This window comes from Actinomycetota bacterium (assembly GCA_014360645.1).
GTDB lineage: Bacteria > Actinomycetota > Geothermincolia > Geothermincolales > RBG-13-55-18 > Solincola_B.
In genome coordinates, this window is record JACIXD010000008.1 from 13,929 (window position 1) to 39,556 (window position 25,628).

18 protein-coding genes and 1 tRNA gene are annotated in these 25,628 nt (G+C 64.7%); 12 read left to right on the forward strand and 7 right to left on the reverse strand.

Features of this window, described 5'->3' with window-relative positions; genetic code table 11:
* Positions 1–7: 7 nt before the first annotated feature.
* The 9 genes from phoU to H5T74_08470 all read left to right on the forward strand — a co-directional run bounded on the left by phoU (position 8) and on the right by H5T74_08470 (position 10,244).
* Positions 8–652, forward strand: a complete 645-nt coding sequence (phoU, locus tag H5T74_08430; GenBank protein MBC7230399.1) for a phosphate signaling complex protein PhoU — start codon at positions 8–10, stop codon at positions 650–652.
* Between the two features lie 690 nt (positions 653–1,342).
* Complete coding sequence (locus H5T74_08435; protein MBC7230400.1) at positions 1,343–2,425, forward strand: hypothetical protein; 1,083 nt, start codon at positions 1,343–1,345, stop codon at positions 2,423–2,425.
* A gap of 463 nt (positions 2,426–2,888) precedes the next feature.
* On the forward strand, positions 2,889–3,956 hold the full coding sequence (locus tag H5T74_08440) for a hypothetical protein (GenBank protein MBC7230401.1): 1,068 nt from the start codon (positions 2,889–2,891) through the stop codon (positions 3,954–3,956).
* Positions 3,957–4,104: 148 nt separating this feature from the next.
* Positions 4,105–5,520, forward strand: a complete 1,416-nt coding sequence (locus H5T74_08445; protein MBC7230402.1) for a glutamate--tRNA ligase — start codon at positions 4,105–4,107, stop codon at positions 5,518–5,520.
* A gap of 312 nt (positions 5,521–5,832) precedes the next feature.
* Positions 5,833–6,594, forward strand: coding sequence for a serine O-acetyltransferase (gene cysE, locus H5T74_08450; protein ID MBC7230403.1), 762 nt, complete (start codon positions 5,833–5,835; stop codon positions 6,592–6,594).
* Positions 6,591–8,099 carry a cysteine--tRNA ligase gene (locus H5T74_08455; GenBank protein MBC7230404.1) on the forward strand — a complete coding sequence of 503 codons (1,509 nt, stop codon included), beginning with the start codon at positions 6,591–6,593 and terminating at the stop codon, positions 8,097–8,099. Before cysE ends, H5T74_08455 begins: the two co-directional genes overlap by 4 nt.
* Positions 8,100–8,332: 233 nt before the next feature.
* Positions 8,333–9,073 carry a 23S rRNA (guanosine(2251)-2'-O)-methyltransferase RlmB gene (rlmB, locus tag H5T74_08460; protein ID MBC7230405.1) on the forward strand — a complete coding sequence of 247 codons (741 nt, stop codon included), beginning with the start codon at positions 8,333–8,335 and terminating at the stop codon, positions 9,071–9,073.
* A gap of 17 nt (positions 9,074–9,090) precedes the next feature.
* Positions 9,091–9,606: an NYN domain-containing protein gene (locus H5T74_08465; protein ID MBC7230406.1), complete on the forward strand. Its 516-nt coding sequence runs from the start codon at positions 9,091–9,093 to the stop codon at positions 9,604–9,606.
* A 563-nt stretch (positions 9,607–10,169) separates the two neighbouring features.
* Positions 10,170–10,244: transfer RNA gene (locus H5T74_08470), tRNA-Thr, on the forward strand.
* Positions 10,245–10,476: 232 nt separating this feature from the next.
* Here the strand turns inward: H5T74_08470 and H5T74_08475 are convergent.
* Entirely contained in the window at positions 10,477–11,538 is a 1,062-nt protein-coding gene (locus H5T74_08475; protein MBC7230407.1) for a hypothetical protein, read from the reverse strand.
* Positions 11,539–11,878: 340 nt separating this feature from the next.
* Entirely contained in the window at positions 11,879–14,371 is a 2,493-nt protein-coding gene (locus H5T74_08480) for an MMPL family transporter (GenBank protein ID MBC7230408.1), read from the reverse strand.
* A gap of 1,111 nt (positions 14,372–15,482) precedes the next feature.
* Here H5T74_08480 and mnmA point away from each other — a divergent pair.
* Positions 15,483–16,556, forward strand: a complete 1,074-nt coding sequence (mnmA, locus tag H5T74_08485; GenBank protein MBC7230409.1) for a tRNA 2-thiouridine(34) synthase MnmA — start codon at positions 15,483–15,485, stop codon at positions 16,554–16,556.
* A gap of 101 nt (positions 16,557–16,657) precedes the next feature.
* Here mnmA and H5T74_08490 read toward each other — a convergent pair whose 3' ends face one another.
* The 5 genes from H5T74_08490 to H5T74_08510 all read right to left on the reverse strand — a co-directional run bounded on the left by H5T74_08490 (position 16,658) and on the right by H5T74_08510 (position 22,400).
* The gene (locus H5T74_08490) at positions 16,658–17,911 is read right to left on the reverse strand and encodes a hypothetical protein (GenBank protein MBC7230410.1); all 1,254 of its coding nucleotides are present in this window, start codon (positions 17,909–17,911) and stop codon (positions 16,658–16,660) included.
* Between the two features lie 5 nt (positions 17,912–17,916).
* Complete coding sequence (locus H5T74_08495; GenBank protein MBC7230411.1) at positions 17,917–18,618, reverse strand: cobalamin B12-binding domain-containing protein; 702 nt, start codon at positions 18,616–18,618, stop codon at positions 17,917–17,919.
* Between the two features lie 637 nt (positions 18,619–19,255).
* Complete coding sequence (gene thiM, locus H5T74_08500; protein ID MBC7230412.1) at positions 19,256–20,056, reverse strand: hydroxyethylthiazole kinase; 801 nt, start codon at positions 20,054–20,056, stop codon at positions 19,256–19,258.
* A gap of 446 nt (positions 20,057–20,502) precedes the next feature.
* Complete coding sequence (locus tag H5T74_08505) at positions 20,503–20,904, reverse strand: response regulator (GenBank protein ID MBC7230413.1); 402 nt, start codon at positions 20,902–20,904, stop codon at positions 20,503–20,505.
* Between the two features lie 215 nt (positions 20,905–21,119).
* On the reverse strand, positions 21,120–22,400 hold the full coding sequence (locus H5T74_08510; GenBank protein MBC7230414.1) for a GAF domain-containing protein: 1,281 nt from the start codon (positions 22,398–22,400) through the stop codon (positions 21,120–21,122).
* 496 nt (positions 22,401–22,896) lie between these two features.
* Between H5T74_08510 and H5T74_08515 the strand changes: the two genes are divergently transcribed.
* Together H5T74_08515 and H5T74_08520 are read left to right on the forward strand one after the other, a co-directional pair.
* A complete protein-coding gene (locus H5T74_08515) occupies positions 22,897–24,546 on the forward strand; it encodes a glycerol-3-phosphate dehydrogenase/oxidase (protein MBC7230415.1) in 1,650 nt (549 codons plus the stop codon).
* 115 nt (positions 24,547–24,661) lie between these two features.
* Positions 24,662–25,369: a methyltransferase domain-containing protein gene (locus H5T74_08520; GenBank protein ID MBC7230416.1), complete on the forward strand. Its 708-nt coding sequence runs from the start codon at positions 24,662–24,664 to the stop codon at positions 25,367–25,369.
* Positions 25,370–25,628: the final 259 nt, after the last annotated feature.

The following is a 25,628-nucleotide window of genomic DNA, read 5'->3' on the forward strand; positions in this document are numbered from 1 at the left end:
GAATAACATGGAACCAAGGAAAGATTTTCATCAGCGGCTCGACGAGCTGTACGCGGAGACGCTGCGCATGGGTGCCGACCTCCTGGAAGCCATCGAGAAGACGCGCATCTGCTTCGCCACCCTGGACCGCGGACTGGCTGACGAGATCATCGCCGGCGACGACCTCTTCGACGCCTACATCGACCGTATCGAGGAAGGCGGGCTGGAGCTCATCGCCCTGCAGGCTCCGGTGGCAGTGGATCTGCGCATGATCGTGGTCATCATGCGCATGGCTCAGCACTTCGAGCGCATGGCCGACCTCTGCGAGGACATCGCCCAGGCGGTGAAGCATATCCCCTCCGATCACGTCAGCTCGTGGATGCGGGAGGCCATCGACGAGATGGCGCGCCGCGCCCTGCGTCTGGTAGAGCGTTCCATTGAGTGTTTCAAGGAACGCAGCGTGGAGATGGCCGGGGAGCTGGACGCCATGGACGACGCCGTGGACAGGCTGCACCGCAAGTTCTTCAAGGAGTTCGACCGCGGGCGCGAGGAGGACCTGGAGGTGGCGGTACGCGTGGTCATGGTGGCCAGGTTCTTCGAGCGCATAGCTGACCACGCCGTGGACATCGGCGAGCACGTGCGTTTTATGGTCGAGGGCACCATCAGCGCCTAGCCTTATGGACTTGCCCTGGACTTGCCTCGGTCCTGTCGCCTCTTACTGAGCCGCACCCCTTCTCCCGCCCGCTTTTCCTAAAGCTCCGCCTTTGCCCCGCCTGGAGTTGACCAGCTTTACCTCATATTCCTCCACCGCCCCACCTATCTGCTCGAACGTATTGGGACGCACCTCTTCTTCCGCCCGCTTTTCCTCAAGCTCCGCCTTTGCCCCGCCTGGAGTTGACCGGCTTTACCTCACATTCCTCCACCGCCCCACCTATCTGCTCGAACGTATTGAGCCGCGCCTCTTCTTCCGCCCGCTTTTCCGGTTCAACCTCAAGCCGTACACCCGGCGATGTAACCTCTTGTTAAGTTACCGACAGGTATTATAATATGCACGTCCTGCGATATAGGGTGGGTCTGTCTCCTGATCATGCCGGCAAAAGCCTCTCAATGACAGGACCTGCACTTCGCTGACCGACGAACGGAGGCACGCGTAAATGTCCGTGACGCGAATACTGCGGTGGCAGGCGAACGCCGGATGCCATGCGATCATGCCGCGTGAGAGCAAGACATCCCCCTTTCGAGTGAGGCGGCGGGGGCAGAATGCCTGTAATATATTTGCCGCCGGTGAACGGTACCAGGGCGTTTCAAGCCCGACGTTCCCGGGGACGAATCTACTTAATGGTAGGTAAAGGAGGAAAGGTATATGGCGAACGTCAACGTGTGTCCCCATTGTGGCGTGCCGCTTTATATCAGCAGCCAGCACAGGTGGCTTGACAACGGGGTCATCCAGCCCGCGCGGGAGGAGAGCCAGCGGCTGGTGTTCTTCGAGTGCGGCAACCTGGACCCTCTCTTCAAGGGTATAGGGGAGCTCATCGGCATGCCGGTGGAGCGGATGGTCATCGACGCTTCGCGGAGGTCCACGAAACATTACATGGACAGGGTGATCCCCGACGACGTGAAGGAGATGATCCGCGCTGGAGATATGGACCTCGACCTGGTCTTCGACTCCACCTTCATCATCTGGCGCGTCATGGGGTACGGCAGGCTCGCCCTGGACGAGGTACGCTACCGCCGCGAGAAGGACGATTACATTCGCGTGCTGGCGGAAAGGCCCTATTCCGTTCCCCTGGCGGTGGGGAATTTCGCCGGTTCCATAGAGGCGATAATAGGCAAGGAGCCCGGTATCGAGTTCGAGGAGACCACCCCGGGAGTCTTCGGCATCAAGATATTCGAGGCCGAGAACCCTCCGGAGCTCAGGCAGAGGCTGCGCTGGAGGGACTACGAGAAGCCCCTGAAGCCCGGGGATATCGATTTCGAGCGATGCCCGGGCTGCGGCGTGCCCGCCGCTCTCTCCTCCTATAAATGGGACCAGGCCAACGGCTCCATAAGGAGCACGATGACCGGCCGCAGGATGGTCATGACCGGCCCCTCCATGATCGACCCCATCTTCGACGAGCTGGAGGGAGAGCTGGGAGACACCATCCCCCGCGTGGTGGTGGAGGCCCAGAAGCGTTTCGTGGAGTCCGGTTTCTTCGCCGTGGAAGAGGTCGCCAGCGAGGAGAACATGCGCCTGCAGCTCGCCCTTCGCGGGCTGGGCAACCTGAGGGAGCTGAAGATGGGGCGGAGCGGGGTGAGCCTGCGCCTTGAGAACAGCACCCTGCACCTGTTGGGCGTGGGCCTCGCCCAGGGCTTGTTCGAGAAGGCCTTCGGGGTGGAGAGCGAAGTGGAGTGGGAGCTCCACGACGATGGCGACCTTGAGGTCCAGGTATCTCCGGGGAAAGGTTGAGTGGAGGCGGAGCCGTGGGATCAGCGGAAGCTCTTCCGGCCGCGTCGCGATGTTCTGGGTCGCAAGTTCCTGGTATTGTCTGGAAGCGCGGCAGCGGCAACCCCTTCCTCCAGCCTGGGCTGGCAGCCTGATGCCTGGACTACTCGTTCCTACCTCCGGGCCCTGAGCCGATGACCGGTCCGTTCCTTCCCCTCCCGAGCTGGGTCTGGAAGCGCGGCAGCGGCAACCCCTTCCTCCAGCCGAGGTCTGGAACTCACGGACAGCCCCCGTTTCTTCCTCTTTATGCCTTAGGCCGGTCTTGCCCCTGTGACTCCTCCTGCCGGGAGATCATATCCCGGGCTATTTTCTGGCCTTCCTCCCCGACGCCGTGAAAACGGGAACCCGCCCCCGTTCTATTTCTGTTAAAATCATGGCGTCAGGAAGCGATTTCGTGGATGGCGAATCACGGGGGGCGTTTGGATCGATGAACGGCGAGCTGTGCTCGAGATGCGGCGTCCCCTCTTTCGTGGTCAACGAGATCCTGTGGCTGGACAGCGGGGCCATCGTCCAGCGTAAGGATCAGGGACATCGCTTGTTGCTCCTGGAATGCGAGAACCTGGACCCCCTCTTCGCCATGGTGGGCGAGGCGGTGGGCATTTCTCTCGAGCCGCTGGTCATCGAGAGCAGGCGCCAGAGCGCCAGGGATTTCGTGTTGAAATATCTCCCCGACGGCTTTCGGCAGATGCTGCGCGGCAACCCCTCGTTGCTCGACGCCGCCGTCGCCGCCCAGTTCGAGTCCACGCGCATGATGGGCATGGGGCTCGGGCGGCTGCTGGAGCTGCGCTACCAGGACGACGAGGAGGACTACGCCCTGGTCGAGGTCCGGGATCCCTTCTCCATCCCCCTGTGGGTCGGGAACCTCCTGGGAGGCATCGAGGCCATGGTGGGAGGGGACTGGTGGTTCGAGTATCTGGAGGCCTCTCGGGACTACTGCAAGGTGCGTTTCATGCGTTCCCGGCATGAGGTCGAATGGGGACGGGTCTTCAGGCGCAGGGAATACGAGTACCGTCCGGGAGAAGCGGACATCGAGCGCTGCGCCTCCTGCGGCGCCCCCTCCGTTCTCGCCCGCTTCTTGTGGATGCTCGACCGCGGTTTCGTGCAGAGCCTGTACACGGACCGCAGAATGGCCCTCAACGGCGAGGCAGGCCTGCGCGAGGTGTTCTCAGCCCTGGAGGATGAGCTGGGGGAGGGCATAGCCCGCGAAGTGGTGGATGCCCAGAGGCGGTTCATCAAGGGAGGGTTTTATTCCATCGAAGGCCTCTTGAGCGAGGCGGATTTCCGTACCCAGTTCGCCTTCCGCGGACTGGGCGACCTGCGCAGGTTCGCCATGGCCTCCTCAGGCCTGTACATGGAGCTGGAGAACGCCACCCTGCACCTCATGGTGGTCGGTTTCGCGCAGGCCCTATACGAGCTGGCCTTCGGAAAGGAGAGCCACGTGGAGTGGGAGCTGGATGAAGATGACAGGCTTACCGTCAGGGCCACTCCCGTGTGAGAGAGCCGCGCCATCCTAAATCCCACATGAGGCGGTCCCTTCCGTTTTTCTGCCTGACAGGCGGGTTATAATAGGTCGGGACGGCCCGCTCCGGCGGGCTTCCAGCCAATGTTTCCCTGAAGGACGGACGACAGGGGGTGATGAGCGGATGATAAAGGTGAGGTTCGCGCCTTCCCCTACCGGAGGCCTCCACCTCGGCTCCGCCCGCACCGCCCTGTTCAACTGGCTTTTCGCGCGAGGCCAGGACGGAAAGGTAGTCCTGCGCATAGAGGACACCGACCCCACGCGCTCCAGCCGCGAGCACGAGGAGTCCATATGCGAGGACCTGCGCTGGCTGGGGCTGGACTGGGACGAGGGTCCGGACGTGGGAGGGCCATGCGGCCCGTACCGCCAGAGTGAACGCGGCGAGATATACCGCGAACACGCTTCAAGACTAGTGGAGTCCGGCCGGGCGTACCTCTGCTACTGCACCCCGCAGGAGCTGGAGGCGGAGAAACGGCGTGCGCTGGCGGAGGGCAGGACGCCCCTGTATAGCGGTACCTGCCGGGACCTCTCACGGCGGGAAAGGGAGGAGAAGGAGGCGGCGGGCCGAAAGCCCGCCCTGCGCTTCCGTGTCCTGGAGGGTGAGGTGGCCTTCCAGGATCTGCTGCACGGCTACGTGCGCTTTCCCCCGGGGTCGGTGGGCGACTTCATCATCCTGCGCTCTGACGGCAGCGCCGGCTTCAATTTCTCCGTGGTGGTGGACGATGCCGCCATGGGCATCACCCACGTCATCCGCGGCGAAGACCATCTCACCAACACCGCCAGGCACGTGCTCCTCTTCGACGCCCTGGGGTACGAGCCCCCCATGTACCTCCACCACTCGCTGCTGCTGGGTCCCGACGGGGCAAAGATGAGCAAGCGCCACGGCGCCACTACGGTGCGTGAATACCGCGAGGCCGGCTATCTTCCCGCGGCGCTGACCAACTATCTCGCCATGCTCTCCTGGTCACCGCCTGAGGGAAGGGAGGTCCTCTCCCTCCAGGAACTGGTGAGGCTCTTCGACGTGGGAGACCTCTCGGCCTCCCCGGCGGTCTTCGACCGCGCCCGCCTGGACTGGCTCAACGGCAAGCACCTGCGCCGCCTGAGCCCGGAAGAGCTCATCTCCCTGGCGGAGGATTTCGCGCCCGCGTGGTCGCGCCACCCCCGCTTTTCCGCGATGGTCGAATCCATATTGGATAATCTTACCACCCTGGGAGACCTGCCGCGCTACCTCGAGCCCTACGGCGAAGCGGTGTCTCCCTCCGAGACCGCGGCGGAATGGCTGCACGGGGATACGGCGCGGAGGGTACTGGAGAGAGCGCTGGAGCTCATGGAGGCGTCATCCCTGGAGAGTCTGGAGGACTGCCGCGAGTACGTGGGCTCTCTCAAGCGGTCCTTCATGGACAGGGACCTCAAGGCCAGGGAGATACTAATGCCCCTGCGGGTGGCCCTTACCGGCAGGGACCACGGCCCGGCGCTGCCCTACCTCCTTTTCGTCCTTGGGCCTGAGGAATGCGCGGCAAGGATACGCAAATGGAATTGAATCCAAACGGGGTCAGATCTTCAATCTTCGATGGGTGGGGCGTGGGGTCACTGGGGCGTGGGGTCATATCTTCGATCGAGTTTGAAAAAACCACGCTGAGAATGCCCTGAGTCATGACAACTGAAGACGAAGATCGTGTCATAAGGCTTTTCACTTAAAGGTTATCAGGTATAGATGACCGCTTTTGCGCTGTTGCGATCGAAGACTGAAGATCTGGCCCCACGTCTAGGTGTCCCATGTCCGGGGCTGACCCCTTAAAACTTGTACCTGCGGCATTTATAATGGGCTTTGTGTGACCCGGAAGGAGGACGGATGTTCGAGACGTTGAGGGAGGACATAGAGGCGGTGCGCGACCGCGACCCCGCGGCACGCAGCACCCTGGAGATCATCCTGGCCTACCCCGGCCTCCACGCCCTTTGGATGCACCGCGTGGCTCACTGGCTTTGGGAGAGGAAGGTGCCGGTGCTGCCGCGGCTCATCTCCCACCTCAACCGCTTCCTCACCGGCATCGAGATCCACCCCGGGGCGAGATTCGGCAAGGGGGTATTCATCGACCACGGCATGGGGGTGGTCATCGGGGAGACCTCGGAGATCGGCGACTACGTCACTCTCTATCAGGGAGTTACCCTGGGGGGGACGGGCAAGGAAAAGGGGAAGCGCCACCCCACCGTGGGCAACAACGTGGTCATAGCCGCGGGCGCCAAGGTGCTCGGCCCCATCACCATCGGGGACCATTCCAAGGTGGGGGCGGGTGCGGTGGTGATCCGCGACGTGCCCCCGCGCTGCACGGTGGTGGGGGTGCCGGGCAAGGTGGTGGTACAGGAAGGCGAGCCGGTGGTGGACCTCCATCACGAGGCCATCCCCGACCCGGTCATGGACCGCATAGAAGCCCTGGACGGGATGATCCGCAAGCTGGAGGACCGCCTGGTGCGCACCCAGTTGGAGCTGGAGATCACCGAGGAGAAGCTGCGCCGCGCCGAGGAGGAGCTTTACCGGGTCGAGGAGAGCCTGGATAGGAACACGGGCATGGACGCGCGGCAGGCGCCCGGAGAGGGTGGGGAGGTGGCGGGTTGACCCTGGTCATCCACAACACCATGACCCGGCGCAAGGAGGAGTTCCGCCCCCGTGAGGAGGACAGGGTGCTCATGTATGTCTGCGGCCCCACCGTCTATAACTATATCCACGTGGGCAATGGCCGCGCTTACCTGGTCTTCGACGTCATCCGCCGTTACCTGCTCTACAAGGGTTACGAGGTCTTCTACGTCCAGAACTTCACCGACGTGGACGACAAGATAATCAACCGCGCCCGCGAGGAAGGAAAGACCCCACAGGAGATAGCGCGCTTCTACGAGGCGGCCTTCCACGAGGATATGCACGCCCTCAACGTGCTGCCGCCGGACGTCACCCCCCGCGCCACGGAGACCATCCCCCAGATGTTGGAAATGATCCGTACCCTGGTGGAGAAAGGCCATGCCTACGTGGTGGACGGGGACGTGTACTTCAGCGTTGAGAGCTTCGAGGGTTACGGAAAGCTCTCCGGGCGCAGCCTGGAGGAGATGCGGGCGGGCGAGAGGGTGGAGGTGGACGAGCGCAAGCGCCACCCCATGGATTTCGCCCTCTGGAAGGCCTCCAAGCCCGGCGAGCCTGCCTGGGAATCTCCCTGGGGCATGGGGCGGCCGGGATGGCACATAGAATGTTCGGCCATGTCCCTGCAGCACCTGGGGATGGGGTTCGACATCCACGGCGGCGGCCAGGACCTCATCTTCCCCCATCACGAGAACGAGATCGCGCAGTCGGAGGCCTACAGCGGGGAAGGCCCCTTCGTGCGCTACTGGGTGCACAACGGCTTCGTGAACATCCGCGAGGAGAAGATGTCCAAGTCCCTGGGGAACATCATCCTTGTGCGCGATATCCTCAAGCAGTACCCGGCGGACGCGGTGCGCCTCCTCGCCCTCCAGACCCACTACCGCAGCCCCATCGATTTCGGGCCCGAGGCATTGGAGGAGGCGAAACGCGCCCTTGAGCGCCTGGAGAACTGCCTTTTCGCCCTGGACTCCTTCATCGCCAGGCCGCCTGCGCGCGTGGCCCCGGCGCGCACCCAGCGCGAGGTGGAGCTCTCCGACTCCTTCTTCGACTTCGAGCGCCGCTTCGAGGAGGCCATGGACGACGATTTCAACACCGCCCGCGCCATGGGCGTTATCTTCGAGCTGGTGAAGGAGCTCAACACCTACCTGGACGAGCAGCAGCAGTTCCAGACCCCCGCCTCGCCCATGGTGGCGAGCCACGGCCGCGACGTCCTGCTCAAGCTGTGCCGGGTGTTGGGGCTGTTCGCTCCCCATCCGGAGGACGAGGAGGAGGCGGCGTGCGCGGTAGGGGAGGTCTCCCCTCACGAGGAAGTGGGCGCCTTTCCCACGGCGGAGAGCCTGGTGGAGCTGCTCCTGGAGGTGAGGGCCATGGCACGGGAGAGGAAGCAGTTCGAGACCGCCGACTTCATCCGCTCGCGCCTGCGCGAGATGGGCATACGCGTGGACGACCTGCGCGAGGGGCAGCGCTGGAAATTCATGGGAAAAGAGGCGTGAGCCCGCCGAGTGGACGTCCCCGCCCTGACGCTTGACGCCGGAGATGCACACGCCGTCGTGGCGTGCTCGGAGGCGGTACGCGGGGGAGACGGGAACCCGGAGGGGAATGCGCAAGAAATCGTGGAAGGTCCCGCGCCGGCGCACGGATGCCTTACCCGGCGCGATGATGTCGCGGGTGCGCAATCGATCCGGCGGCTGGGGCTGACAAACACGCGGAGAGGAAAGGTGGAGGATTGAGGTACGAACAGGTAGAGGGAAGGCGCGCGGTTCTGGAGGCCTTGCGGGGCAGGCGAGCCGCCTACGAGCTGCTCATGGCCGAGGGCATGCAGCCTGCCAGGATCCTGGACGAGATCCTGGCGGCGGCGCGGGCGCGGCGCCTGGATGTGACCACGCTGCCGCGCCGCGAGATCGACCGCCTGGCGGCGAGCGACAACCATCAAGGGGTGATCCTCCGGGTGGAGCCGTATCGCTATTCCACCTTCAAGAAGATATACCAGGAACTGGAAAAGAAGAGGGATGCCTTCGTGGTGCTGCTGGACGGGGTGACCGACCCGCGCAACCTCGGGAACGTGGCCCGGACGTGCGAGGCGGCGGGGATAGACGCCCTCATCCTGCCGCGCAGCCGCGCCGCCCCCGTCACCCCGGCGGTCTTCCATTCCTCCTCGGGGGCTGTGGAAAACCTTATCATAGCCACCGTGCCCAACCTGGTAAGCGTGATGCGGGAGCTGAAAAAGCTAGGCCTGTGGGTGGTGGGCGCGGACGCGCGGGCGGAGCAGACATGTTATGAATCCGATCTCACGGGGCCGCTGGCCCTGGTGATGGGGTCGGAGGGCGAGGGGCTGCACCGCCTGGTGCGGGAGAACTGCGACGCTCTGGTGTGCGTGCCCATGTTCGGGAAGGTGGGCTCCCTGAACGTATCCGCCGCCGCCGCCATCGTCATCTACGAAGCCCTGCGGCAGCGAAAGGGCCTGTGAAGGCAGGTGGCGAACCCTTGAAAGCGCTGCTGGTGGACGGTTACAACCTCATCTATGCGCACGAGGAGCTGTCGCGGCTCGTGGAGTCGGACATGGACGCCGCCAGGGAGGGTCTGGTGAGGGAGCTGCAGCCCCTGGCTGCGCCGGGACGCTACGGGGTGCTGATGGTGGTATTCGACGCCGCGGGTTCCCCCAACCCCGAGCCGGTCTTCGAGGAGCGCGGCGGAATAACGGTGGTGTTCACGCGCAGGACGCAGTCGGCCGATTCCTTCATCGAGAGGGCGGCCCGCAGTATGACCTCGCGGGCGGAGGTGAGCGAGGTTGCGGTGGCGACCTCCGACCGCGTGCTCTCCTCCCTGGCCGCGGGCTTCGGGGCTCGCGCCATCGACGGGAGGTCGCTGCTGGAGAGAGCGCGCGAGGCGGCGGAGGAGACGCGGGAGGAGATGAGGAGTTCCGCAGCCCGGCGCGTCCCTCTTGAGGAAAGGGTCGGCGAGAGGATACGCCGCCTCCTTGACGAGATGCGCTACGGTTGATCCTGTTCCGCTCTGGGTCTCGACGCCCTGCCTGTGCGGAAAGGGTCGGCGAGAGGATACGCCGCCTCCTTGACGAGATGCGCTACGGTTGATCCTGTTCCGCTCTGGGTCTCGACGCCCTGCCTGTGCGGAAAGGGTCGGCGAGAGGATACGCCGCCTCCTTGACGAGATGCGCTACGGTTGATCCTGTTCCGCTCTGGGTCTCGACGCCCTGCCTGTGCGGAAAGGGTCGGCGAGAGGATACGCCGCCTCCTTGACGAGATGCGCTACGGTTGATCCTGTTCCGCTCTGGGTCTCGACGCCCTGCCTGTGCGGAAAGGGTCGGCGAGAGGGTACGCCGCCTCCTTGATGAGATGCGCTACGGTCGGTTTAGGGGAGGCTCGAATCCGCTCCCCTTTTTCGCTTAACAAGAGGGACGCACTGAGGCCGAACGGCGAGATGCCGATGCGGAGCTTCATTTCCGGGAGCGGATCCCCCTTGTGCATGGACGCGCGGAGCGCCTGATGCGTGTCACCGCGGAATTGTGTCCCCGCGGAATTGATGTCATATAATCTTTCCTGTGGGCCGGTGTAGCTCAATGGTAGAGCGTCCGCCTTGTAAGCGGTTGGTTGGAGGTTCGATTCCTCTCACCGGCTCCATCGCGCTTTTATCCTCCCCTTCCCGAACGGAGGGACTGGACCGCCGGCTGATCGGCGGTTGGCGGAATTCCCGCCCGACGAAGATCGGGATCCCGTTCGCGGGACGGCAAGACCATCCGAGACCCTCACGTAGGAAGCCCGGGCGGTCACCGGTCAACGGTAAAGAAGGCCTTGCCGTTGATGCTGAAGAGGACTCTGGCAAGGGCGCGCTGCCGGGCGTCGGCGGGTCATCCTAACCGGGGTCCCCTCGCCTTCTCCCGGTTGCCGAGCCCTCTCCGTTGGCCGTTTCCCCTCCCGCCTGTTCCCCGGCGGCAAGGCGCCTCCTCCTTGTGACCGGGCTTCCCCCGGCGGCCGGGGACGGGCCAGGGGTCCTTCTCCTCGCGGATGCCACGGTCCCCTCCGCCGTGCCGCCCTTTTCCTTTTCGTTCTCCTCATCCTTGCGCAGGGAGAGGATGACCGACCCTCCGATGATGAACACGAAGGAGGCCAGGCGCAGGAGGAACATGCCCGCGCTTTTGGGCATGGGTTCATGCATGGCCACGATGCCGATGATGATGGGGATGAGATTGGACATCCCGGTGGTGATGGGCACCACCACGATGGCCTTGCCGCGCTGCATGGCGGTCTGGTCCAGGATCAGGGTGACGAAGGGAAGGAGGACTATCAGGTATAGATAAGGGGAGAGGAGGGCGTTGCGGAAGCCGTGTTCCCAGAAACGGCTGCCGAAGTCGTTCCACCCCAGCTTTATGATCACCGCCGTCAGCCCGATGAGCACCCCCGAGGCCATGGCGATGAGGTTGGGCGCCTGGGCGCCCTTCCTGGTAAATCCACGATGTAGGGAGATGCCGGCGATGATGAAGAAGAAGACCACGAAGAACCAGAGCACGAAGGGGTTGTAGGAGAATGCCTTGGCGGGCACCCCGATGAGGCTGCGCCCCAGCATTATCAAGCCCACCACGATGGCTCCTATGCCCAGCCAGTCGGAAAGGGTGGGCCGCTCTCCCAGCTTGGTGATGGCCAGCACCGCCAGCACCGCTATGCCCGCGGTGTTTATGGGCTGCACCACGGAAAGGGGAGCCAGACCCACGGCGATGGCCTTTACGAAGGTGCCCGCGAACTGCAGTCCCTGGGCCTCCAGCCAGGGGCGGCAGGAGATGAAGGCCTTCACCGTCTGCAGCGGCTTCTGAGAGCCTATGAGCGGGAGCTTGTCCAGCTCGCGCTTTTGCATGTAGCCGCTGTAGTTGATCATGGTGGTGGCGATCATGGCCAGAACCACCGCCAGAGCAAGGACCATCCGGACACCTCCCTTTTCTACTGCCGCTATTCTAAGGGTTGGGGAGGACGGGGAGAAAGGCTTCTTGCGAGGATATCCGCCTCCGAACCAGGTTTTCCCGTCAACCGGGGTCGGGAATGCCAGGGTTGGAGCCCTCTCGCGCTCTTCGGACGGTCAACGGCTGCGGTCTTCCGTCTCCGGCAGGACGGGGAAGGGAGTGAAAAAGCTTCTGCCTTCCGGCACGCTCTTCGGTCACCGTCCGCATGTACCTGTCCCCCGGGGAGAAAGGTGGTGCGGGAACCCACGCCTGCCGCGTGCGCCTTCCCGCCTCCCGCTGGCCTGGCCGAGCGGGACGTCGGCGTTACCTCTCGCCGTCAGCCGCCATCTCCTCCCCGTCGACGATACCGCCGTTGTGCCTCGACGAGACGATGGCGAGCACGCTCGGCAGCACCAGGACCGCGCCGAGGAGGGCGCCCAGCAGGCCTACGGCGGTGGTGAAGCCGAAGCGCTGCATTATGGCCATGCCGGAGAGGCCGAGGATGAAGAACACCCCCATGGTGGTGAGAGCCGCCGCCACCAGCGCACGGCCCACGTGTTTCACGGTGTTGCGGATGGCCTCCTCGACCCCCGTGCCGTTGACGTGCCATTCCTCACGGAAGCGGTGAGTGATGTGGATACCGAAGTCGATGCCCACTCCGATGACCAGGGAGGCCACCATCACTGTCATGAGGTCCAGCGGCCACCCCAGGGCGAAGAGGAAGACCAGCTCCGCCGCCATCCCGCACACCACCACCACCAGGGTGCAGATCCCGTAGACCAACGACTTGAAGACCACCACCAGCACCAGGGCGCAGAGGAGCAAGGCCAGCCCCGAGGTCTTGAGCTGGGTGGGGAGGATGTTGCCCAGCAGGTCCGCCACCAGCACCGTGAATCCCGTGGTAGAATATCCCAGGCCGGAGCTCTCCGCGGCTGCCGTCGAGGCGTCGCGCATGATCTCCGCCTTCGTCCGCATCTCGTCCTCGGTCTCCGGGAAGCCGGAGTTGAGCATGATCATGGCTATCAGGTCGCCGTCCTTTTCCCCGACGAAGGCCTCCACGGGCATGCGCAGGGAGAGTTGCTCCACCACGGCCACCACCCCTTCCCTGGTGCCCGGGAGCTTCCCGTCGGGCGAGAACATGAGGATATAATCGGCGATGGAGCTGATCCTCTCCCGCGCGAAATAATCTTCCCGCTCGGGTTTGTTGCGGGGATCCAGGGGGATGGCGTTCTCGAGTTCCAGGATGGCGGCGAGGTTGGAGGGGTCGTAAACGTCTCCCCTGGCCAGGATGATATCCGCGTTCTGAGGCCCGAAGATATCGCTGATCATCCGTCCTGCCTTCATGCTGGGCATCTCCTCGGGCATCATCTTGCGCACGTCCGCTCCCGTCCTCACGTTGAACACCGCGAAGGCGGCGAAGGCAAAGATCGCCAGGGCGATGATGGCCACCGCCCAGTGGTTGCGCTCCGAGAGCACGGCCATCCTCACCAGCACATTGTCGATGGCCGAGCCGTAGCGGGAATCACGCCGTCGGCGCCGCATCTTCTCCAGGTGAACCTGCTGCTTTTCCTCGTGTTTGCGGCGGTCACGGATGACGAGGATGGCGGGAAGGAGGGTGAGGGAGAGCAGGAAACTGAAGGCGATGCCCATCATGCAGAGGAGGCCGAAGTCGCGCATGGGGGGCATGTCGGTGATCATGAAGGACGAGAACCCGATGAGAGTGGTGATGGCGGTGAGGAAGACGGCCACTCCCACCGTCTTTACCGCGGTGGTAGCCGAGAGATTCACGCTGGCACCCCCCTCGCGCTCCTCGTAGTAGCGACTGAGGATGTGGATGACATAGGCGATGTTGATGCCCAGCATGAGGGGCATCACCGCCACGCTCATGGTGGTGTAGGTGATGCCCGCCCACCCCATGACCCCCACGATCCAGATGATGGCCACCACGATGATGAGCAACAGCAGCCCGATGTCCGAGAAGCGCCGGAAGGTGAGGTAGAGGATGAGCATGACGAAGAGGAGGGCTATGAGCATGAGTCGGCTGGTCTCCTTCTGCATGAACTCCTGGGAATCCTTCTGTATGGAGGCATCGCCGGAGAAATAAACGCTGATGCCCTCGATCCCCGCGAGTTTCCCGGACACATAGGCCTCGAGGTCCTTCACCAGCGCCGTCAGGGCGTTCTCGCTCAGGTCGGGGTCGAGCTGGAACTTGACCAGGGTGGCGGTGGCGTCGCCGGATATCATCCCCGCTATCTGTTCTCGGTTCTCCTGGAAGATGGCCAGCAATCCCGCGCGCGCCTCCTCGTCGAGGCCTCCTCTGGCGAGGGCGGCCATCAGGGCTAGGAAGGGCGAATCGGGACGCGGGTCGAGGTAGAAGTCGAGGAACTGCTCCAGGGCGGCGTCGTCCACGGAGCCCGGGTTGAGGGGTGCCTCTATCCCCGCCGCCTGGAGCATCTCCGGCAGGCGGTACTTGACGAAGTCGAGGTAGGTCTCCACCTTCAGCACCGAGCCCTCGGGCACGCCGTTTTCCGTCGCGTCCCCGGGGTCCATGGACAGCAGGGCACGGGCCGTCTCAGGGGCGGCGACGTCGTCCGCGGTGAGCAGGACGATCTCGCTGGAGACGCCCCCGAAGACGTCCTTGACCTCGTCCCAGGCCTTGATGGAGTCGTAGTGCTTGGGCATCATGGCTTCCTGGCTGAGCTCGGTGCTCACGTGCGGGAAACCGGCCACGAGAAAGGCGGTGATCAGGGCGACCACGGCGATCACCAACCACGGTCGCCGTTCCGATTGTGTGGCCAGGAACTCGAATAACTTCATGGACCTTTCCTCCCCGCTCTAACGACAAGTCCGTAGTTCCCGCGACGCGTGTGCCCAGACGAGGCAGCTTGCACGGACGGCGTGTGAGATCGTGCTGCATTGAGTTCAGCTTCCCCGTCGTACGGCCTTAAATCGATCCCGGAAACCACCGTCAAACCCATTTTCTCCCGCAATAACCGCGGCGTCGTTTCCTGCAGGACCTCGACACGTCCTTACCTCATGCCTCGAGCGCCCATCCTCAGCCGGGAGACGACATGCCGCCCGAAGGCTCACATCAAGCCCATCCCCGCGCGGGGACCGGAAGAGAAGTGTCCTTTCCGCACGCAGGCCGTGGGCTCACAGCGGCAGGCTTCATCCCGGCGTCGCGCACCACCACAAAGCAGACCGCCCTTTATCATTCGAACCTGCCCGGGACTTTCTTTAACGGTCCAGGTGAGGCAGGCCGGTCAGGGCACTCCGGCGGCGGGGTTCTTCCGCGGCGCTTCGTCGCCCCCTCCTCCGCCCCGGCATCTCGCCGCCTCGCTTGCTCTCGAGACGCCCTCAAAACAGACACTCATATAAGATATTGTCTCGGGACACGCAAGTCAACTGCGGGAAAGCGGAGGCATCCGACGCTGTCTTCGCGGCTTAACCGCCGTCGGACAGCCACGCGGGCTCTATGTGGTTAGGCGTGGCTTTCTGGAGCCGCCCCCGTGGAGGATGCGCCTTCGGCCTTCAATATTGCCGGTGCGCCGGGGATAGAAGGGCTTTTATCGCCCACTGCATCGACAAGGCGACATCTCTTTTTGACGATGGTGTTTATAATGCAACATGTCTTGAACGATTATCCTGGACGGAGCAGCGTTTTCCTGGTCCTGGCCGCGGCATTCTTTACGCAGCAATATATCCCCCGGACTCGGATGCATTTTCCCGGTCCTGACCGCCGCATTTTTATGCATCTGTAAACAATCGAGGCGGATTCGGGAGGGCCCCGTGCCCCGACGAGACGGCGCCGCCCTTTTCCGGCCGAGTTCCCGCCGCCGTCACGCTTAGTGCGCGGTTCCGCAGGAGCGTATGATAAGAGCGTGAGCACGGTCGGAAGACGGGCGGTGGCGCGGAGGTGAACGGGAACATGGCGAGGAGCGTGGTGGTGGCCATGAGCGGGGGCGTGGACTCCGCCGCCGCGGTCGCCGTCCTTCATGAAGAGGGGTACCGCGTCATCGGGGTTACCTTCCGGCTGTGGGAGGATGTGTCCGGGAAGAGGAGCGGCCCGCGACCTTGTTCGCTCGCGGGGGCGGAAAGGGCGGCCGCGGTGGCGCGGCGTCTGGGATGCGAGCACCAGGTGATAGACCTCCGGGAGCACTTTTTCTCCCGGGTGGTGGAGCCCTTCGCGCGGGAATACCTGCGGGGGCGCACCCCCAACCCCTGCGTGGAATGCAACCGTTGGGTGAAATTCCCGGCCCTCATCGGGGTGGCGGACGGCCTGGGCGCCGACCTCGTGGCCACCGGTCATTACGCGCGCGCCTGCACCGGAGATGACGGCAGGATATCCCTCCTGCGCGCCTCGTACCGTCCCAAGGACCAGTCCTACGTGCTGTACCGCCTGGGACAGGAGGTCATCTCCCGCTGCCTCTTCCCCAACCAGGACATGGACAAGGAGGAGGCGCGTCGCCGGGCTAGAGCGGTCGGGTTGGCCGTCGACCGGAGCGAGGAGAGCCAGAAGATATGCTTCCTGTGCGGGGAGGACTACCGGGCTTTCCTGGCGCGCCGTTATCCGGAAGCCCTGGCGCCCGGCCCCCTTCTGGACACTTCCGGCAACAGACTGGGGGAGCACAAGGGGATCGCCTTTTACACCGTCGGGCAGAGGCGCGGCCTGGGGGTATCGGCTCCCCATCCCCTCTACGTGGTGGAGCTGGATCCGGCGAGTAGGGCGGTAGTCCTGGGCACCAGGGAAGAGGTTCCGGGGAGCCGGCTGCGCGCGGAGGAGGCGCACTGGGTCAGTGGCTTCCCGCCGGGCGAGGAATATGCCCTGGAGGCCATGGCGCGCTACAACACCGAACCCGTGCCCGGCCGGTTGCGCGCGGAAGGGGATTCCTTCGAGCTCTCATTCTCATCGAGGGTCTGGGCCCTCACCCCCGGCCAGCACGCCGTGATCTACCGCGGCGACGAGGTGCTGGGAGGCGGCGTGATCGCAAAAGCGCACTGATCCCGACGGCGGCCTTGTTTCCCGGCCGTCTCACTCGCTGGAACAGAAGTGTTCCACGGGGCATCGGGGCTCCGTCCATGCAAAAGATGCATGCTCCCACCCTACGCGTAGCTCCCGTATTCCATGGTAAACTCCACCCACACCTTAACGAGCTCCGGGTCCGCCTCGTCCAGCACCGTGTTGCTGGACATGATGAACCCGCCATCTCTGCCGACCACGTCGATGAGCTTGCGGGCATATTCCTTCACCAGCTCGGCGTTCCCGGCCTGCAGGAGCGAAAGGGGCATATCCCCGGCGATACACATCACCTCTCCGATCACCTCCTTGGCCTTGAAGAGATCGGAGCGGTCAAACATGCCCATTATCTTTCCGGGAGGGAGTTTTGCCAGGTAATGCATGCGTTGGTCGTAGGTCCCCTCGAAGAACGGACAGGGCACCAGCCCCTCGGCGATAAGGCTTTCAACCAGGTCTTTGAAGCACGGCCAGTAGAAGCGGTCGAACTGTTCCAGGGACATGAAGCCGTCGGCGCCGCGGTGCATAGGGATGAAGACTCGTGGATTGCCGCTCATCCTGGCCTGGGTGACTGCCGTCTCCACGAGCAGGGGCAGGAGCTTTTCCTGTGCTGCCACCAGCTTATCGGGACACCTGTACATGTCCAGCATGGCGCCTCGCATGCCGCGCAGCATATCGGAGATGACGTCGAAGGGAGCCAGGGTTATGGCGGTGCTGAAGGCTGGAAACTCACGTTCGTTCATGCGCGCCTCGAACTCCATGTATCCTGACGTCCAGCGCATGGATTCGGCAGCGGCTTCCGTTACCGCGCGCAGGGCTTCCGCCAGGGGAGGGAGGGCGAACATTCCCACCATAGTAGCCCCGACATAGCCCATGACCATGCTCTTGAGCGGAGGGAGCAAGGCAAGTCCCTCGAGAGCGCCGAAGATGCGAGGCGTGTATATCCTGAGGGCGAAATCGGACGGGTCATCGAGGAAAGCGTCATATTCATCAGCGGACATGTATTCACCTTCCACGAACTGGAAGGGAACGTCCGGCCCGAGGTCTCGGCCGGGCAATTTGAGCAGCCGGGTCTGGAGCCGGTCGTGCACCGCTCCCCCGGTTATCACGGCCGCACCCGGCTGGAAATAGAGGTCAGGCTGGAAGTCCTCGATGGTTTTCTCGTTGGCGGCAAGCCAGTTGTCCAGGTCGTAAAAAGCCTGCTGGTATGTTATTCCCGCGTAACGCGCCGGAAAAAGCCCCAGCATGAGGAATATCGGTACGCGGTCGGGCTTCTCCAGGGCTATCGCCGCGCTTATGCGCGCCAGCCTCTGGTCGTAGGCGTCTGCATGAGATATGGCCATCGCCGTCACCTCCCCGTCCATCCCTTGGCAAGGGATACCGCCGCCACCGCGTCCGCGCCGTATGCGTCGGCCCCGACGTACTCGCGCACCTGATCGTCGACTGTCCCGCCGCCCACCATGATCTTGACGTCGGACCTGAGGCCTGCCTCCTCCACCGCTGCTACCGTACGTTTCATGGCCTCATAGGCGAGCGTCAAAAGGCAACTCAGGCCCACTACATCCGGCTTGAGCTCCGCGATCTTCTCCACGAACATGCTCGGCGGGACGTCCACCCCGAGGTCTATGACCTCGAACCCGTTCACGTCGAGCATGAACACCACGATGTTCTTACCTATGTCGTGGATGTCGCCCTCGACCGTGCCCATCAGCACCTTTCCGAGCCTCTCGGGTCCCCTGTCGTCTTTTATCCTGGGCTTGATAAGATCCGAAATCCCGGAGAGGATCTCTCCCGACATGATGAGGTCCGGCAGGAACAACTCGCCTTTCTCGAAGCCCTCACCGACCTTCTCCATGGCCTTCCGGCATAAGGCCAGGATCTCCATGGGATCTGCGCCCCCCTCGAGCATCTCCGCGACCAGGGCGAGCGACCTCTCTTCCTCCATCTCCAGGATTGACCTTACGAGCTCTTCTTGAGCTTCTCCGGTGGGGAAACCGCCGGCGCCTTCCCCTTTGCCCCCGCTGTCCTTGTCGCGTATGTCGTCCACCATGACTCCCTGCCCCCTTTCCGAAACGTCCCGCATACATTCTTGCTGCCCGTTGCCGTCGGGCCGCGCAAGGCGGCGAGGCTTTCCCTCCCTCATCTCGCGGCTCTCGAAGGGTACTGCTGCCAAGAAGTCCGGCCAGGCCGCGTATAACGCAATCATATGTTTCCCTCCAATCCCCCTTTTTACACGTAATAGGTGGGATCCGGCGTGCTCCGCAGGCACCTCAACCTCCCGTCCGCTGCCCGGCGCTCCCCGTAAACCCGGAGGCAAGGACTTGAGCGAGGTAAGGGAGTGAGGAAAAAGCGCAAACCCTTGCGCTGACTTTACGGTGGAGTCCGCATGGAAGGATAAAGTGATGTCAAAGCCGCTCTCCGTACACCAGAGCGAGGTGTCGAGGGTCAGGGCCTTTGCGAGACACCCTCGGGGAGCAGGGGTTTACCGCCCTCGTTGACGTGGTTCGGAACCCTGAAGTCCGACTACATAAACCGCTTTTCGCTGACCGGGAGATCTCGCCGGGTCGATTCTTGAACATGGCAGTCGAGGTCCTGGACAGCCCACGGGACGCGTTTGCCGGGGGGTCCCGCCGGGTTGGGGGCGAACCGCGGCACTGAGGTCTCCGACACGCCCAGGCCGTATCCGCTCATCCGACGCTTTCCAGCGTCACCCGGAGGTCCTCGAGGGGCGCGCGCCCCGAGGAGAGCCTGTAGACCTGGTCGTACAGGGCCGCGTGGAAGGAGCCGGGTAGCCCGCCCGAGGCAGCGGCGGCAAGCTCGCCCGCCAGACCGAAGAGGGCAAGGGCGGAGGCGGCGGCCTCGAGGTGGGGCTCGCCCCCCGCCAGCAGCACGGCGATGGCGGTGGTGGCCATGCAGCCCGTTCCCGTGACCATCCCCAGGAGCTCGTGTCCGTTGCTCACCCTCGCCAGCCGGGAGCCGTCGCTCACCGCGTCCACCGCACCCGTGACCGCCACCACGCATCCCAGGGAGGAGGCCAGCGCGGAGGCCACGGCGGTGGCGTCGCCCGTGAAGGACAGTGAATCGACCCCGCGTATCTCCGCCGCCTCCCCCGCCAGGCGGGCGATCTCGGCCGCGTTGCCGCGCACCGCCGCGAAACGCACCTCCTCCAGTAGCCGGTGTGCCAGGCGGGTGCGGTAGGCGGTGGCGCCGGCCCCCACGGGGTCGAGGATCACCGGCACGCCCGCGCGGTTGGCCGCCCTGCCGGCGGCGCACATGGCCTCCTCGAGCTCGGGGTAGGGGGTCCCCATGTTGATCACCAGCGCGCCCGCCTGGGCGGCCATCTCCTCCACCTCCGCGGCGGCATGGGCCATCACCGGAGAAGCTCCCAGGCAGAGGGTGAGGTTGGCGGTCTCGTTCATGACCACGAAGTTGGTGATGTGGTGGATGAGCGGCCTTTCGGCGGCGATCCGCTCCAGCCTCTCGGCCAGAAAGCCCGCGGCATCGAAGTCATCGCTCACGGTTTACCTCCTCACGCGTTTGGGCCGGCAGGGGCGGCCAGGACGTCTGCCAGGAGATTAGCATATCCTGGTCTTTTCATGCCCGCCCGTTGGCATGCTATGCCCGCTCATTGATATGTCCACTCGTCGGAAGGTCGAGGCAACCTATGATGCTCGACCTGAAAAGACGTGGGGCTTCGCGGACAGGGGAGCGGCGGCAAAAGAGAATCATAACGCGGACCCCCGCGTTACCAGCTGATTCAGGACAACATCCTCATATAGAGCATGAGTCCGGCGCCCTCCTGCTCTGACCGCTCCACGGCCGGAGAGGGCAAGGCGACGTCCTTTCCCTGATGATCGGCATCCCGCTGACCGCTCCACGGCCGAGGAGGGCAAAAACTCCCTCTCAGCCGTGACCGGATACCGGCCTGTCTTCGCTACCCTGTTTCCCCGCCCGCGAGCAGGGTTGACACCGTTTCCAGGAGCTGGTCGGGGTCGGCCGGCTTGTCCAGGTAGGCGGCATACTCCATGGAACGCCCAGTCTCCAGCTCGTAACGGCGCCTGCTCACCTCCTCCCGCACCGAGGTCAGGATGACCACGGGGATCTTCGACCAGCGCTCGTAGCGCGGGTCCCGCAGCATGTCCATGACCGCGAAACCGTCCACGTGGGGCATGAGGAGGTCGAGGATGATGAGGTCCGGGTTCTCCAGCTTCACCTTCTCCAAGGCCTCGGAGCCGTCCCTGGCGGTGACGATCTCGTATCCCTCCTCCTCGAGGATCATGGAGACCACGTCGATGACGTCGGGGTCGTCGTCCGCCAGCAGTATCTTCTTGGCCATGGCAACTAACCGCCTTTCTCTCGCTCCACGCCGTTCCCGCCCGGCCCGGTGGGCTACCGGTCCGTCTTGCCTTCTACATGATTATATCCCCGGCGCAGGGCGAAAAGGTCTTTTCTTTGGCCGGCGGCGCGGACGGGCGGCGGGATGCGGACAGGCCGACGTGGCCTCGCTCGAAGCCTCCGCGAGAAAGGGGCGTATGCCGCGGAGTGGCGTCGCTAACGGGAACGTGGGGGTGGCGTGGCGGCCAGCCACCTCTCCTCCAGAGAACAGGTAACGCCGACCGGTATGGTGAAGCTCACGCGCGTGCCTCTGCCGGTCTCCGGCACCGGGCTCTCGGCGCGGATCTCGCCGCGGTGCATGTCCACGATGCGCTTGCAGATGGAGAGCCCCAGGCCGGTACCCTCGGGAGCCTCCGGGTCTCCCTTGTAGAACTCCTCGAACACGTGGGGGAGCTTGTCCGGCTCGATCCCCGTGCCCTCGTCCTCCACGCTCACCCTGACGGCGTCGTCCTCACGCCCCGCGCGGATGGTTATCCTGCCCCCGCGCGGTGTGTAGCGCACGGAGTTCGACACCAGGTTAAGGATCAACTGCTGCAGGCGGATGTCGGAGGCGAAGACCTCGGGCAAGGGTCGCCTGATCTCGGTCACCACCACGATGCCCTTGGGCTCGGCCAGCTCGTGGGCCATCTCCACCGCCGCCGACAGCACCTCCTCCCAGGAGACGGTCTTGAACTCCGCCACCACCTGCCCGCTCTCGATGCGCGAGAGCTCCAGGAGGTCGCTGATGAGCTCCATCATGCCGTCGATGCGCTGGATGCTGCGGCGCACCCCGTTCAGTAGCCTCTCGTCCAGGGCATCGGAGCCCTTGCGCAGCAGCATCTTGAGATACCCCTGCACCGCCACCAGCGGGGACTTCAGGTCATGGGTGACCATGGAGAGGAAGCTGAGGAAGTGGCGGCGCTCGTCCATGGCGCGGGCGAGGTCGCGGCGCGCCTCCTCGGCATCCCGGGCCAGGATGTCCCTGGCCTCCGCCATCTCCAGCACCATCCCGCCCAGCTCCGCCAGGGAATCCAGGAAGTCGAGCTCCTCGCGGTCGAACTTCCTCTTGCGGGAGAAGAAGAGGCACATCACGCCTCGGACCTGTTCCCGGTCGCGGAAAGGAAGGTAGATTATGGAAGTGATTCCCGTGCGTTCCAGGTCCTCGCGCGCCGCCACCCGGGGGTCGCTGCGCGCATCCCATGAGAAGAGGGAGCTTCCCTTGAGCACCTGCCGCATGGCCTGCGGCGACAGCAGGCGGTCCGCGGAGACACAGCCTTCGTCAAGGCCGCAGCTGATACGGTGCTCCAGCTCCTCGCTGCCCGGGCGTACGGTGAAGAGGGAGCAGCCCTCGGCTTCGGTGCCGCGGGCGATGGACTCCACCAGCGCCCGGAGGACGTTCTCCACCCCTCCCGCCGCCACCACCGAACGCGCTATCTCCTGGATGATCTGCCGACGCAAGAGATCACCGTCCCCACTCGGGCCGCCTGCCCGCCGGCGGCCTCGCTTTCCCCGGCCGCGTCTCCCGGCGCCGCCGCGCCGTCTTCCTGCTCCCGGCTTGGTGCGGTCGTGATGCGATGGATGGTGCTGTGGCTGTGTTGATGGTGCGAGATCGAGGTCTATTATACCGCAGCGCCGGAGACGCCGTTATCCATGTACGTGGCGGGTTGTTCATCCGCGGGTGGGGCGTGTCCGGCGCCCTCCTCCGGGAGGCGTCGACCGGAAAGCCGGAGCTGTCCGCCCGCGCACGGGGCGGCGCTGCCCGGAATACCCGACGGGCGCGCGGACCGGCGGTCCTTTTCCCGTGCGGGCGGCTGGCCGCCGACGGGCCGCGGCGGTATCCCCCTGCTATACTTGTAGTTGACACGCGCGAGCCGCCGCTGGGTACCGGGATGCGGCCGGATGCCTGGAGCGCATGGAATAAATATCCAGGCGAGAGCGGAAGGAGCCGAGGAAGATGTTCTCGTCACTGCAGCGAAAACAGCTCATCGAGGATGCCCGGTCCAGGGTCTTCGACGTGCTGGTCATCGGCGGAGGGATAACCGGCGCCTGCGCGGCACGCGACGCGGCGAGGCGGGGCCTGTCCACCGCCCTGGTGGAGAAGAACGACTGGGCCTTCGGCACCTCCTCCCGCTCCTCCAAGCTGGTGCACGGCGGCCTTCGCTACCTGGAGCTCTTCGACTTCAAGCTGGTCTTCGAGGCCTGCCGCGAGCGGCGGAGGCTGCTCCTCAACGCCCCCCACGTGGTCTGGCCGCAGCCCTTCGTCTTTCCCGTGTACAAAGGGGACAAGAACCCCCTCTTCGTCATCGCCATGGGGTTGTGGCTGTACGACATCCTGGCCCTCTTCCGCAACGTGCAGAACCACCAGCTGCACGGCAAGAGGCGCATCCTGGAGGTGGAGCCGGAGCTGGACGCCTCGCGCCTCAAGGGCGGCGGGCAGTTCTACGACTGCTCCACCGACGACGCACGTCTCACCCTCTCCCACGTCCAGTCCGCGCACCTGGAGGGGGCGCTGTGCCTCAGTTACGCCCGAGTGGTGGAGCTCCTGCGCGAGAGGGGCGCCGTGCGCGGAGCCCGGGTACGCGACGAGGTGGGAGGGGGCGAGTTCGACATCGAGGCCAGAGTGGTGCTCAACTGCACCGGCCCCTGGACGGATGCCGTCTGCCGGCTCGACGAGCCCGACGCCGCCCCCAAGCTGCGTCCCACCAAGGGCTCTCACGTCATCGTGCCCTGGGAGAGGGTGAGGGCGCACAACGCCCTACCCATCATCTCCCCCCGCGACCAGCGCCTGCTCTTCCTCGTGCCCTGGGGGGACTACGCCCTCATCGGCACCACGGACACCGATTACGAGGGCGATTACGACCACGTCAGGGCCTCGGGAGAGGACGTGGACTACATCCTCGAGGCCGCCAACCACGCCCTGCCGAGGGCGAACCTCGACCGCGGCGACGTCATCAGCACCTATGCCGGCCTGCGCCCCCTGGTGGTGGAGGGAGGCGGCAGGGACGTCAAGGAGAGCCAGGTGTCGCGGGAACATTCCATCTACGAGGGACACTCCGGGCTCATCACCATAGCCGGGGGGAAGCTCACCACCGCGCGTTCCATGGCTGAGGAGCTGGTGGACTTGGCGGCGAGGCGCCTGGAGGAACGCCACGGCGTGAAGGCGGACGGGTGCACCACCAGAAGGGCGCCGGTGTTCGGAAAGGACGGGAGGGACTTCGCCCGGCGCCTGGAGAGGCTGGCACGGGAGGTACGCCTGGACGGGGATGTCATCGCCAAGCTGCAACTCCTGGGCACAGGGGCGGTGCGGGTCCTGGGCATGCTCTCGGAGGACGCGGCGCTTTCCCGCAGGCTGGGGGAGGACATCCCCTACATCGAGGCGGAGGTGGTCTATTCCGCGCGCGAGGAGATGGTGGTCTCCCTCACCGATTTCATGGTGCGGCGAAGCTTCATCTTCTACGAGGACCGCGAACAGGGCTTGGGATGCGCGGACCGGGTGGCGGAGCTGCTGGGGCGCGAGCTGAGCTGGGACGAGGGAGAGAGAGCGCGCCAGGTCGAGGAATACCGCCGCGTGGTGGAGCTCTCGCGCGCCTACCGGGACGAATAGGCCCGCGAGGCGGAAACTAGCCCGCGCGGGCTTTGAGGCTCTGCGTCCCCGCCACGAGGCGGCCGGGGTACCGGAGGCATCAGGCAACGAGAGGGCTTACGGGCGGGAGGCAGGAATGGGATACTGGGACGATTTCACGGGCGAATACGAGAGCCTTTTCGACCGCGACCCCATGTACGCAGACGCCCTGCGGATCATGGTGGAGCTGGTGGGCGACGCCGCCCGCAAGCGCGTGCTCGATCTGGGCTGCGGCTCCGGCACCCTGATCTCCCTTCTTGCCGAGGAGAGCCCCGACGCCGAGATCTACGGCGTGGACCCCTCGGAGCGCATGGTGCAGAACTGCGTCAACCGCTTCCGAGACCTGCCCAACGTCCACATCTCCATCGGCTCCGCGCTCAGGGTCCCCCTGCCGCCGGAGTACGTGCACTGCGCGGTCTCCAACCTAGCCCTACACCACGTGCCCCCCGACGACAGGGCGGCCTGCGCCATGGAGCTGGCGCGGGTGCTGAAGCCGGGAGGCAAGCTCGTCTACGCGGACATGTTCTGCGACGTGGATGCCCCCGCCGACGATCCCGCACGCGCCAGGGACATCATCTGCAAGATGGTGGGCAAGAGCCTCTACGACCTCGAGCACGGCGCCTTCGAGACCATGCTCCTGCACATCGGGGACATCCCCGCCGTGATCAGGGAGGAGGGCGAGTATTTCACCACCCACGAGGTCTGGAGGGAGCGCCTGGCCGCGGCGGGGTTCCACCGCTTCGAGGTCATACCCGTAGAGCCCGCCGAGTTCGGCTACCGCATCCTCACCGCCTTCAGGAGATGAGCTCTCGGCTTGGCATGTGCGCTTCCGGGGTGGCGCATGCAGAGGGAGGCTTGGACTCGTCCGTTCATGAAGCGGCGGGAAACGGCAGGGCGGCGGTGCCGGGCTTTTACCATCCATAAGTTACCATATATTGAAATACCATATTATGGCTGGAGGAGCGACGGTATATCCGCGGACCTTCGTCGAAGAAGAATCGCACCATATCGCCGGAGCTCCCGCCCTCGGGGTATGGCAAACGACCCCGGATCTGCGGCCTCCA

What these genes read in the sequence shown, in the direction of transcription:
- phoU (MBC7230399.1), top strand. Translation starts at nt 8, where the DNA reads ATGGAACCAAGGAAAGATTTTCATCAGCGGCTCGACGAGCTGTACGCG.
- H5T74_08435 (MBC7230400.1), top strand. Translation starts at nt 1,343, where the DNA reads ATGGCGAACGTCAACGTGTGTCCCCATTGTGGCGTGCCGCTTTATATC.
- H5T74_08440 (MBC7230401.1), top strand. Translation starts at nt 2,889, where the DNA reads ATGAACGGCGAGCTGTGCTCGAGATGCGGCGTCCCCTCTTTCGTGGTC.
- H5T74_08445 (MBC7230402.1), top strand. Translation starts at nt 4,105, where the DNA reads ATGATAAAGGTGAGGTTCGCGCCTTCCCCTACCGGAGGCCTCCACCTC.
- cysE (MBC7230403.1), top strand. Translation starts at nt 5,833, where the DNA reads ATGTTCGAGACGTTGAGGGAGGACATAGAGGCGGTGCGCGACCGCGAC.
- H5T74_08475 (MBC7230407.1), bottom strand. Translation starts at nt 11,538, where the DNA reads ATGGTCCTTGCTCTGGCGGTGGTTCTGGCCATGATCGCCACCACCATG.
- H5T74_08480 (MBC7230408.1), bottom strand. Translation starts at nt 14,371, where the DNA reads ATGAAGTTATTCGAGTTCCTGGCCACACAATCGGAACGGCGACCGTGG.
- mnmA (MBC7230409.1), top strand. Translation starts at nt 15,483, where the DNA reads ATGGCGAGGAGCGTGGTGGTGGCCATGAGCGGGGGCGTGGACTCCGCC.
- H5T74_08490 (MBC7230410.1), bottom strand. Translation starts at nt 17,911, where the DNA reads ATGGCCATATCTCATGCAGACGCCTACGACCAGAGGCTGGCGCGCATA.
- H5T74_08495 (MBC7230411.1), bottom strand. Translation starts at nt 18,618, where the DNA reads ATGGTGGACGACATACGCGACAAGGACAGCGGGGGCAAAGGGGAAGGC.
- H5T74_08505 (MBC7230413.1), bottom strand. Translation starts at nt 20,904, where the DNA reads ATGGCCAAGAAGATACTGCTGGCGGACGACGACCCCGACGTCATCGAC.
- H5T74_08515 (MBC7230415.1), top strand. Translation starts at nt 22,897, where the DNA reads ATGTTCTCGTCACTGCAGCGAAAACAGCTCATCGAGGATGCCCGGTCC.
- H5T74_08520 (MBC7230416.1), top strand. Translation starts at nt 24,662, where the DNA reads ATGGGATACTGGGACGATTTCACGGGCGAATACGAGAGCCTTTTCGAC.